Annotated in this window: 9 protein-coding genes and 1 pseudogene; 5 read left to right on the plus strand and 5 right to left on the minus strand. The window is 70.3% G+C overall.

Going from position 1 to position 10,745, the window contains the following annotated elements; translation table 11 throughout:
* Nucleotides 1-78 precede the first annotated feature (78 nt).
* Together eda and edd are read right to left on the minus strand one after the other, a co-directional pair.
* On the minus strand, nt 79-684 hold the full coding sequence (eda, locus tag CCN39_RS14270; RefSeq protein ID WP_086842194.1) for a bifunctional 4-hydroxy-2-oxoglutarate aldolase/2-dehydro-3-deoxy-phosphogluconate aldolase: 606 nt from the start codon (nt 682-684) through the stop codon (nt 79-81).
* Entirely contained in the window at nt 681-2,570 is a 1,890-nt protein-coding gene (edd, locus tag CCN39_RS14275) for a phosphogluconate dehydratase (RefSeq protein WP_167455082.1), read from the minus strand. The genes eda and edd overlap by 4 nt, the downstream gene beginning before the upstream one ends.
* 234 nt (nt 2,571-2,804) lie before the next feature.
* Between edd and CCN39_RS14280 the strand changes: the two genes are divergently transcribed.
* From CCN39_RS14280 to CCN39_RS14295, 4 genes are read left to right on the plus strand one after another with little or no spacing between them, the layout of a single operon-like run.
* Nucleotides 2,805-3,092 (plus strand): Rv0250c family protein, encoded by a 288-nt coding sequence (locus CCN39_RS14280; RefSeq protein ID WP_003054488.1) that lies wholly within the window; start codon nt 2,805-2,807, stop codon nt 3,090-3,092.
* Nucleotides 3,089-3,913, plus strand: coding sequence for a succinate dehydrogenase subunit SdhC (sdhC, locus tag CCN39_RS14285; RefSeq protein WP_086842196.1), 825 nt, complete (start codon nt 3,089-3,091; stop codon nt 3,911-3,913). Before CCN39_RS14280 ends, sdhC begins: the two co-directional genes overlap by 4 nt.
* Nucleotides 3,914-3,965: 52 nt before the next feature.
* Complete coding sequence (locus tag CCN39_RS14290; RefSeq protein WP_086842198.1) at nt 3,966-5,882, plus strand: fumarate reductase/succinate dehydrogenase flavoprotein subunit; 1,917 nt, start codon at nt 3,966-3,968, stop codon at nt 5,880-5,882.
* The gene (locus CCN39_RS14295; protein ID WP_043783250.1) at nt 5,879-6,631 is read left to right on the plus strand and encodes a succinate dehydrogenase/fumarate reductase iron-sulfur subunit; all 753 of its coding nucleotides are present in this window, start codon (nt 5,879-5,881) and stop codon (nt 6,629-6,631) included. The genes CCN39_RS14290 and CCN39_RS14295 overlap by 4 nt, the downstream gene beginning before the upstream one ends.
* 54 nt (nt 6,632-6,685) lie before the next feature.
* On the opposite strand, the gene CCN39_RS14300 is transcribed toward CCN39_RS14295, so the two are convergent.
* Together CCN39_RS14300 and CCN39_RS14305 are read right to left on the minus strand one after the other, a co-directional pair.
* Nucleotides 6,686-7,813 carry an amidohydrolase family protein gene (locus CCN39_RS14300; RefSeq protein ID WP_158104505.1) on the minus strand — a complete coding sequence of 376 codons (1,128 nt, stop codon included), beginning with the start codon at nt 7,811-7,813 and terminating at the stop codon, nt 6,686-6,688.
* 256 nt (nt 7,814-8,069) lie between these two features.
* Entirely contained in the window at nt 8,070-8,921 is an 852-nt protein-coding gene (locus tag CCN39_RS14305; protein WP_086842202.1) for a helix-turn-helix domain-containing protein, read from the minus strand.
* Between the two features lie 642 nt (nt 8,922-9,563).
* Here CCN39_RS14305 and CCN39_RS51720 point away from each other — a divergent pair.
* Nucleotides 9,564-9,963 (plus strand): annotated as a pseudogene (locus CCN39_RS51720) (transposase); the annotation flags it as partial.
* On the opposite strand, the gene CCN39_RS14315 reads toward CCN39_RS51720, so the two are convergent.
* The gene (locus CCN39_RS14315; protein WP_086842203.1) at nt 9,960-10,697 is read right to left on the minus strand and encodes an SDR family NAD(P)-dependent oxidoreductase; all 738 of its coding nucleotides are present in this window, start codon (nt 10,695-10,697) and stop codon (nt 9,960-9,962) included. The pseudogene CCN39_RS51720 and the gene CCN39_RS14315 overlap by 4 nt on opposite strands.
* Nucleotides 10,698-10,745 lie beyond the last annotated feature (48 nt).

Consider the following 10,745-nt stretch of genomic DNA (forward strand, 5'->3'; position numbering starts at 1 on the left):
GCGCGCTGGAACGGTGCTCCCGGAATGCGGACGCGCATTCCGCCGTTCGGGTGCGGCGATGACGCGGGGTGATCTCCGCTACAGCGCGGCGGCTTCCGCGGCCAGCTTCTCGATCGTGGCGGGGTCGAGCGAGGCCGTCAGCCACGAACCGCCGATGCAGCCGACGTTCGGCAGCGCCAGGTACGACGGCGCCGAGGCCACCGTGATCCCGCCGGTCGGGCAGAACTTCAGCGACGGCAGCGGACCCGCGATCGACTTCAGGTACGCGACGCCGCCGGACGCCTCCGCCGGGAAGAACTTCAGCGCCGTGAGCCCGCGCTCGGCCAGCCGCATCGCCTCGGACACCGTGCTCGCGCCGGGCAGGAACGGCAGCCCGGACTCGAAGCACGCGTCGACGACGGCGTCCGTGCAGCCCGGCGTCACGAGGAACTTCGCGCCCGCGTCGGCCGCCTGCTTCGCCTGGTCCGGCGAGACGACCGTGCCCGCGCCGATGACGATGTCCGGCACCTCCGCGGCGACGCGCTCGATCGCGGACAACGCCGCCGGGGTGCGCAGGGTCAGCTCGATGACCCCGATCCCGCCGGCGAGCAGGGCCCGGGCCGTGGGCACCGCGTCGTCGGCGTCGTCGATCACCACGACGGGCATCACGGGGGACAGCTCGAGCAGGTCCTGACCGGTGGTCACTGACCGACCTCCTGGATTTCCAGAGTGGGCATTCCGAAGTGCTCCGGCGTCAACGGGCCGAACACGGAAGCGCCCTGGTCAGCGGGGCCGACGGCACGGCGCAACGCGGCGAACAGCTCTCGGCCGGTGCCGGTCCAGGATGCTTCGGACGGCGGCGAGTCCACAAGTTCACGGCGGGCGAGTTCTTCGTCACCGACGAGCACGTCGAGGGAGCCCGAAGCGGCGTCGAGCCGGATGACGTCGCCGTCGGCGATGCGCGCGATGACCCCGCCCGCCGCGGCTTCCGGCGTCACCTGGATGGCCGCCGGGATCTTGCCCGACGCGCCCGACATGCGACCGTCGGTGACCAGCGCCACGGCGTGCCCGCGGTCCATCAGCACGCCCAGCGCCGGCGTCAGGCCGTGCAGTTCCGGCATGCCGTTGGCCTGCGGGCCCTGCTGCCGGAGCACGACGACGACGTCGCGGTCCAGCTCGCCGGCCTCGAACGCGGCCTTGAAGTCCTCCTGCGTGGTGAACACCCGCGCCGGCGCCTGGACGACGCGGTGCTCGGGCGCCACCGCGGACACCTTGACCACGCCGCGGCCGAGGTTGCCCTCGACCATCCGCAGCCCGCCGTCGGCGGCGAAGGGGCGCCAGACCGGGCGCAGGACGTCTTCGTCGAGGCTGCGGGTGGGCACGTCGCGCCAGACCAGCTCGCCGTCGGACAGGATCGGCTCGGCGCGGTAGCGGTGCAGCCCGAACCCGGCCACCGTGTGGACGTCTTCGTGCAGGAACCCCGCGTCGAGCAGCGTGCCGACCAGGAACTGGATGCCGCCGGCGGCGTGGAAGTGGTTGATGTCGGCGCTGCCGTTCGGGTACACCCGCGCCAGCAGCGGCACGGCGGCCGACAGGTCGGAGAAGTCGTCCCAGGTCAGCTGGATGCCCGCGGCCGCGGCGATCGCCACGAGGTGCATCGTGTGGTTGGTCGAGCCGCCCGTGGCGAGCAGCGCGACGACGCCGTTGACGAACGCCTTCTCGTCGAGGATCCGCGAGACCGGCGTGTACTCCTCGCCGCGGGACAGAGCGACGACCCGCCGCCCGGCTTCCTCGGTCAGCGCCTGGCGCAAAGAAGAACCCGGCTGCACGAAGCTGGCGCCCGGCAGGTGCAGGCCCATCACCTCGACGACCATCTGGTTCGAGTTGGCCGTGCCGTAGAAGGTGCAGGTGCCGGCCGAGTGGTACGACGCCGCTTCGGCGTCGAGGAGGTCTTCGCGGGTCGCGAGGCCCTCGGCGTAGAGCTGCCGGACGCGCGCCTTCTCCTTGTTCGGCAGCCCGGAGTTCATCGGGCCCGCCGGGATCAGCAACACCGGCAGGTGCCCGAACGACAGGGCGCCGATCAGCAGGCCGGGAACGATCTTGTCGCAGACGCCCAGCAGCAGCGCGGCGTCGAACATGTCGTGCGACAGCGCGATCGCCGTCGACATCGCGATGACCTCGCGGCTGAACAGCGACAGCTCCATGCCCGCGCGGCCCTGCGTGATCCCGTCGCACATCGCGGGCACGCCGCCGGCGAACTGCGCGACGCCGCCGGCGGACCGCACGGACTTCTTCAGCCAGGCCGGGTACTCCTGCATCGGCTGGTGCGCCGACAGCATGTCGTTGTAGGACGACACGATCGCGACGCCGGGGGCGCGCGCGGCGCGCAGCGCTTCCTTGTCGACGCCGTCCATCGCGGCGAAACCGTGGGCGAGGTTGCTGCACGCGAGGCCGCGGCGGACCGGGCCTTCTTCGTGGGCGGCGGCCATGCGGTCGAGGTAGGCCGTGCGGGTCGCGGCACTGCGCGCGGCGATGCGGGCGGTGACTTCGGCGATGACGGGGTGCAACGATGTGGTGGGGGTCGGGCTCATGTCCGGCTCCGGATCACTGGTGTGGGGTGGTCCGCGGGACGGCAGCGCTGACGCCTCAGGGTCGTGACTCTGGCCACACTACCTCGGGAAAACGCCGAATCAAAATCGATTCAGAAGATCGACCCGCGTGACCCCGATCACCTCCAGAACCGTTAGTGTGCTAGTTGTCACACTGCACGACGCGTGGCACAGCCGTAGCCGGTTCCCTGCCAGCCCCACCACACGGGAGGCATGATGTCCACCTCCGAGATCGCCGAGCTGCGGCGAACCATCGGCCAGCTCCGGCAGTGCGTCGGCGCACTGCGCTCTCGCTACGGCGACGCGTCGGCGGTGCGCCGGCTCGCCAATGACGTCGAGCGCCTCGACATCGACACCGCGGACCTCGACGGTGTGCCCCTCGCGGTGCCCGCGCAGGCGAAGGCCGCGGAGCGCGTTCCCGTCCCCGACACCCCCTACGACCCGGCGCTGTGGCACGGCGCCGATGACGAAGGCGTCGGCGGCTACAAGCGCGACCAGCGGTGAGCGCTCCCGCTGACAACGGCGTCGGCACCGGCGTCCGGGCCCCCAAGCGGGCCCGGATCGCCGAGCGCACCCTCCGCACGGACCGGTGGTGGCTCCAGCCGCTGCTGACCGTGCTCGGACTGTCGGCGTTCATCATCTACGCGACGGTCCGGTCGTTCGTGCGCACCGCCTACTGGGTGCCCGACTACCACTACCTGACGCCGTTCTACTCGCCCTGCCTGTCCACTTCCTGCGTCGAGGGCTCGAGCCACTTCGGCCACTGGTTCGGCGACCTGCCCGGGTTCATCCCGCTCGGCTTCGTCGTGCTGCCGTTCCTGCTCGGGTTCCGCCTGACCTGCTACTACTACCGCAAGGCCTACTACCGGTCGGTGTGGTTCTCCCCGCCCGCCTGCGCCGTCGCGGAACCGCACGCCAAGTACACCGGCGAGACGCGGCTGCCGCTGATCATCCAGAACATCCACCGCTACTTCTTCTACGTGGCGCTGATCGTCTCGTTGGTCAACACCTACGACGCCATCACGGCCTTCCACGGCAAGACCGGCGGCTTCGGCTTCGGGCTCGGCAACATCGTCCTGCTGGGCAACGTGATCCTGCTCTGGGCGTACACGCTGTCCTGCCACTCCTGCCGGCACGTGACCGGCGGCCGGCTGAAGCACTTCTCCAAGCATCCGGTGCGCTACTGGATCTGGACCAAGGTCTCGAAGCTCAACACCCGCCACATGACGCTGGCCTGGACGACGCTCGGCACGCTGGTGCTGACCGACTTCTACGTCATGCTCGTCGCCAGCGGCGCGATCTCGGACCTGAGATTCGTCAACTAGCGTCCCGCTCTCCCAACAACAGACGTCCCCAGTTCCGAGGTGGAATCTCTTCATGACCGAGGTCGAACGGCACAGCTACGACGTGGTGGTGATCGGTGCCGGTGGCGCCGGTCTGCGCGCCGTGATCGAAGCCCGCGAACGCGGCTTCCGCGTCGCCGTCGTGTGCAAGTCCCTGTTCGGCAAGGCGCACACGGTGATGGCCGAGGGCGGGTGCGCCGCCTCGATGGGCAACGCGAACTCGAACGACAACTGGCAGGTCCACTTCCGCGACACCATGCGCGGCGGGAAGTTCCTCAACAACTGGCGGATGGCCGAGCTGCACGCCAAGGAGGCGCCGGACCGCGTCTGGGAGCTCGAGACGTACGGCGCGCTGTTCGACCGCACCGCCGACGGCCGGATCAGCCAGCGCAACTTCGGCGGGCACACGTACCCGCGGCTGGCGCACGTCGGTGACCGCACCGGGCTCGAGCTGATCCGCACGATGCAGCAGAAGATCGTCTCGCTGCAGCAGGAGGACTTCGCCGAGACCGGGGACTACGAAGCGAAGATCAAGGTCTTCGCCGAGTGCACGGTCACCGAGCTGCTCACCACCGAGGGCCGCATCGCCGGCGCGTTCGGCTACTGGCGCGAGAGCGGGCGGTTCGTCCTCTTCGAGGCGCCCGCGGTCGTGCTCGCCACCGGCGGCATCGGCAAGTCGTTCAAGGTGACGTCGAACTCGTGGGAGTACACCGGTGACGGCCACGCGCTGGCCCTGCGGGCGGGCGCGAAGCTGATCAACATGGAGTTCGTCCAGTTCCACCCGACCGGGATGGTCTGGCCGCCGAGCGTCAAGGGCATCCTCGTCACCGAGGGCGTGCGCGGCGACGGCGGTGTGCTGAAGAACTCCGACGGCAAGCGGTTCATGTTCGAGTACGTGCCCGACGTCTTCAAGGGCCAGTACGCCGAAAGCGAAGAGGAAGCCGACCGCTGGTACTCCGACCAGGAGAACAACCGGCGCACGCCCGACCTGCTGCCCCGCGACGAGGTCGCCCGCGCGATCAACTCCGAGGTCAAGGAGGGCCGCGGCTCCCCGCACGGCGGCGTCTTCCTCGACATCGCCAGCCGGCTGCCGGCCGAGGAGATCCGCAAGCGGCTGCCGTCGATGTACCACCAGTTCAAGGAGCTGGCGGACGTCGACATCACCGCGGAGCCGATGGAGGTCGGCCCGACCTGCCACTACGTCATGGGCGGCATCGAAGTCGACCCGGACACGGCCGCGGCGAGCGTGCCCGGCCTGTTCGCGGCCGGCGAGTGCTCGGGCGGCATGCACGGGTCCAACCGGCTCGGCGGGAACTCGCTGTCCGACCTGCTGGTGTTCGGCCGGCGCGCGGGGCTGGGCGCCGCCGAGTACGTGCAGGGGCTCGACGGCAGGCCCGTAGTCAAGGAGTCCGATGTGGACGCCGCGGCGAAGATGGCGCTGGCGCCGTTCGACCCGCCCGAGGGCGGTTCGGGGGAGAACCCGTACACCCTGCACACCGAGCTGCAGCAGTCGATGAACGACCTGGTCGGCATCATCCGCAAGGCGGAGGAGATGGCGCAGGCGCTGGCGAAGCTCGACGAGCTGCGGCAGCGGATCCTGCGCGTCACCGTCGAAGGCCACCGGCAGTTCAACCCCGGCTGGCACCTCGCGATCGACCTGCGCAACATGCTGATGGTCAGCGAGTGCGTCGCGAAGGCGGCGCTGACGCGGACCGAAAGCCGCGGCGGGCACACGCGCGACGACTACCCGGGCATGGAAGCGGACTGGCGCAACAAGCTGCTCGTGTGCTCGGCGTCCCCGGGCGACAACCCGGTGGTGCCGGACGTCGGCGTCGAGGTGAAGGAGCAGGTGCCGCTGCGGCAGGACCTGCTGGAGCTGTTCGAGTTCGGCGAACTCGGGAAGTACTACACCGATGCGGAGCTCGAGACGCACCCCGGGAGCAAGGCATGAGCTACAAGGCGAGTTTCCGGGTCTGGCGCGGCGACGCCGACGGCGGCGGGCTGCAGGACTTCACGGTGGAGGTGAACGAGGGCGAGGTCGTCCTCGACATCATCCACCGGCTGCAGGCGACCCAGGCCGCGGACCTCGCCGTCCGCTGGAACTGCAAGGCGGGCAAGTGCGGCTCGTGCTCGGCGGAGATCAACGGCCGCCCGCGCCTGCTGTGCATGACGCGGATGTCGACGTTCACCGAGGACGAGGTGATCACGGTGACGCCGATGCGGACGTTCCCGGTGATCCGCGACCTCGTCACCGACGTGTCGTTCAACTACACGAAGGCGCGCGAGATCCCGTCGTTCACGCCGCCGGCGGACCTGAAACCGGGCGAGTACCGGATGCAGCAGGTGGACGTCGAGCGGTCGCAGGAGTTCCGCAAGTGCATCGAGTGCTTCCTGTGCCAGAACACCTGCCACGTGGTGCGTGACCACGAGGAGAACAAGGAAGCCTTCGCCGGGCCGCGGTACCTGATGCGCATCGCCGAGCTGGAGATGCACCCGCTGGACGTGGCGGACCGCCGTGATGCGGCCCAGGACGAGCACGGGCTCGGGTACTGCAACATCACGAAGTGCTGTTCGGAGGTGTGCCCGGAGGGGATCCACATCACCGACAACGCGCTCATCCCGATGAAGGAGCGCGTCGCGGACCGCAAGTACGACCCGATCGTGTGGCTGGGCAACAAGCTCTTCCGCCGGGACAAGTAGGGCTTTTCTCCTCGACGCTCGCGAACCGCGCCTCGGGCCGGTTCGCGAGCGTCTTCACGTCTGTGCCCCGCCCGGGTCGGCGACGCGCTTCCCGTCGTGCCAGACCGCCCGGGTCCGCCCGGGCAGGTCGGTCACGTCGAGATCCGTGCCGTCCAGCAGCACGAGGTCGGCGCGCAGCCCCGGCTCGATGCGGCCGCGGTCGTCGTCGAGGCGGAGCAGCCGCGCTGCTTCGGACGTGGCCGCCTTCAGGGCGGCCGCCTCGCCGAGCACCGCGGCCAGCAGCCGCAGCTCGGTCGTCAAGTCGACATGGGGACGCGGGGCGAGGTCCGAACCGGCGGCGATGCGGACACCCGCGTCCGCCGCGAGCCGGACCGAACGACGGTGGGTCCCGGCGAACTCGCTGTCGCTGATCGGCGAGAGCGTCGGCACGTACCAAGCGCCGGCCAAGGCCGCGACAGCGGTGTCGTCGAGGAAGGTGCCGTGTTCGATGCTGCGCGCCCCGGCGCGGGCGGCCGAGACGACGGCGGCGGACGTGTGCGCGTGGGCCAGGACGTCCCGGCCGCAGCGGCGGGCCTCGTCGACCAGCGCGGCGAGTTCGTCGTCGGTCGGCCGGACGTCGGTTCCCGTGCGCACCGCCCGCATCGCCCCGCTCGCGCCGACCTTGATCCAGTCGGCGCCCGCCCGCACCATCCGGCGGACCGCCGCGCGCGCCGCGTCCGGCCCGTCGAACAGCGGGTCGGGCAGCGACGGGTCACCGTAGTGGTCGACGGCGCCCGCGGGCGGCTCCCAGCTGTCGCCGAGCCCGCCGGTCGGCCCCAGCTGACGCAGGCTGACCAGCAGGTCGGGGCCGGTGATCCACCCTTCGCGCAGGGCGTGCTTGAACCCGGCGTCGGCGCCCCAGGCGTCGCGGACCGTGGTGATCCCGCGCGCCAGCAGCTCGCGCAGCACCGGCACGGCTTCGAGGATCCGCGCACTGCGCGGCAACGGCTCGGGCCGCGGAAAGGCCACGTGCACGTGGCAGTCGATGAGCCCGGGGATCAGCAAACCCCCGGAGCAGTCGACCTGTTCGCCCTCCAGTCCCCGGCCGACCTCGGCGATCCGGTCGCCGTCCAGCCGTACGTCCGCGCGGGTCGTCTCCCCGGTTTCGGGATCGAACACCCGCGCTCCGGCGAGCACTGTCACGCGAACCCCCTGCGGTCGCACGGCGTGGCCGGCGGCGGCGCGAGGCGCGGGTGGTCCTCGGCGAGGTCGGCGCGGCGCGTCACGCGGTAACCGAGTCGATCGCCACGGCTCCAGCGGACGGCGGCAGCAGCTCGATCTCCATGACGCCATCCTGCCGTGCGCCGAACGGAAGCCGAAACGGGCTGCCCCTCGCTGCTGCTTCGCGACCTCTGCGCCGCACGCCTCCTTGCCGCGAAGCCGCTCGGTCGTGACTCGATCACTCTCTCAGGCGTTCGTACTCGTTCGCGAACCGGATGAGCCAGTCCCGCGAGCGTCCCTCGGACAGCGCCACTTGCTCCAGGCGGGTGGTGAGGAGGTAGAACGCCTCCACGGCGATGCGGTCGTCCACGAACAAGCCCGCGGTGTGGGTCTCTTCGTAGACGACCGGTGGGTGCTCGGGGAATTCCATGACCGTGAAGGTCGTGCTCAGTACGCGGAACGTGGGGTCCGACTCCGGGACCACCCGGATGACGCAGTGCGGCAGGTTCGTGGCCAGCACGAGGTTCTGCAGCTGTTCGTGCATGAGCGCCGGGCCGCCCACAACCGAGCGCAGCGCGCGCTCGTGCACGAAGAAGGTGCAGCTCGGCGGGTCGTGGCGTTGGAGCAGCCGCTGCCGTTCCACGCGGGCCCGCGTCAGCGTGTCGAGCCTGTCGGCGGTGTAGCGGCCGGTGAGTTCGAAACAGGCGTGGACGTATTCCTCCGTCTGCAGCATCCCGGGGATGGCGGCCGGGCTGTAGTAGACCATCGAACGCGCCAGGTTTTCCTGGATGACGAGCGATTTCGTCGGGTCGACGAGCTTGTCGAAGTACGGCCGTACCCAGTAGAGGTCGCCGGACGGCTTGGCCAGCTCGAGGAGCCGCGCGCGTTCGGCGGCCCCGGTCCCGCAGTGGGCGAGGTAGATGGCGGCGTCGACCGCCGAGATGCGGCGGCCGTTCTCCCAGGCCGACACCTTCGACGCCGACCAGTCCGCGCGGCGGGCCACCTCGCGCAGGGTCATCCGCTTCAGCTCGCGCTGGCCTCTGAGCTCGTAGGCCATTTCGCGCGTGCGCACCGTGCTCTTTTCGGTCATGGCACGGACGTTAGAGGGGACCTCCGACAAAACGACGTACGCCGCGCGCGGATTCACCGCAAGGAGGTCGCTGTTCCGCCTGTGTGACAACGGGATGCGGCACGCGAAGCGCGGCGAAGGTGCTTCGCGCGGCGAAGGCGCTTCGCGCTTTCTTAAACGATATATGATGCTGTGGATAATGTGGTCACGGGTTCGGGAGAATGGTGACGGAGGGGGAACCGGTGCCCGGAATCGAATCGGATTCCGACGGTGGCGGGAGCGGGTTGTTCGTCCACAAAGGACTTGGCTTGGCGATGGCCGGTCGGGCGCGGAGAGGCCCCGCATGGCACCTTCCAGTACTTGATGACCGACGACGAGGACGCCTGCACGCTGACTGACCTCGATGGCTTCGGCTTCCTCGCCTGTGACATCGGCGGGATCCTTGCGCTGGCAGGGATCTAGGGCCTGTACCGAGGTCGGTCTCGAGCAAGTTGAGCTGGGAGTTGGTGTTGCCGGGCAGCCCGAGCGGTCCTGTCCGGCCGAGCTACTGCCGTCGCCAAGGCCGGCGATGGTCACGTGGAACGGATCCGCCTGTTCAAGCTCGCCAAAGCCTCGGCCATCAAGTCACGGGCGCAGGTGATCAACCACCTCAAGGCGACCCTCGTCGGCGCCGACACCGCCGCAGCTCTGCGCCTGGCAGCCGGCGACAACTCACACCGGCTCACCAATGAAGCGTCTTTCGCGGCACTCTGCGGAGCAAGTCCCGCCGAGATGGCTTCCGGCAAGGCGCAACGACGCAGGCTCAACCGAGGCGGCGACCGTCAAGCCAACTTCGCCCTTTACATGATCGTCATCGCGCGACTCCGCTGGGACCCGCGCCTACATCGACCGACGCGTCCGCGAAGGCAAGACCAAGCGCGAAGCGATCCGCTGCCTGAAACGCTACGTCGCGCGAGAGCTCTACAACCTCATCGCTCAGCCCACGCAGGACACCAGTCTGCCGGCGTTCGCCGTTCGCTGCGAAGCCATCGTCCACATCGACGCGATCAACGAAGGGCCCTAGCCGAGCGAGCGGCCGCCGTCGACCAGGAGGCGCTGGCCGGTCACGAATCCCGCCTCCTCCGAGGCGAAGAAACTCACCGCGGCCGCCACTTCCTCCGGTGTTCCCAGGCGCCCGGCCGGGACCGAGGCGCGGTACTCCTCGCGCTCGGCCTCCGGGACCTCCGCGTGCCGCTCCACCGGGATGAAGCCGGGCGCCACCGTGTTGACCGTGATGCCGTCCGCGGCCAGTTCGCGCGCCCATGCCCGGACCAGGCCGATCTGGGCACTCTTGGCCGTCGCGTACGCCGAGCGGCCGGGGGGCGGGCGGTCCGCCACCTCCGAGTCGACGTGCACGATGCGGCCGTGGCCGCGGGCGCGCATGCCCGGCAGCACCGCGTGCCCGAGCAGCACCGGCGACCGGACGAAGAAGTCCAGCTGGGCCAGGTGATCCGGCCAGTCGACCGCGGACAGCGGCGCCTCCGGCTGGGGACCGGTGGCGTTGAGCACCAGCACGCCGATCGGGCCGAGCAGCGCCGTGACCGCGTCGACCAGGTCGCCGGCCTGGCGCCGGTCGGTGACGTCCGCGACGAACGCCGCCGCGCGGCCGCCTTCGGCGAGGATGCCCTCCGCCGCCGTCTTCAGGTCGGCGTCGTCGTGGCGGCCGTTGACCGCGACGGCGAACCCGTCTCTGGCCAGCCGGCGAGCGATCACGCGGCCGAGACCCCGGGAACTGCCGGTCACCAGTGCGACACCCATGCGCCCGACGCTAGGCGACACCTCGTGCCACGACAAGGCCCCCGGGAC

The organism is Amycolatopsis kentuckyensis (genome assembly GCF_002155975.1).
In the GTDB taxonomy this organism is placed as follows: Bacteria; Actinomycetota; Actinomycetes; order Mycobacteriales; family Pseudonocardiaceae; genus Amycolatopsis; species Amycolatopsis kentuckyensis.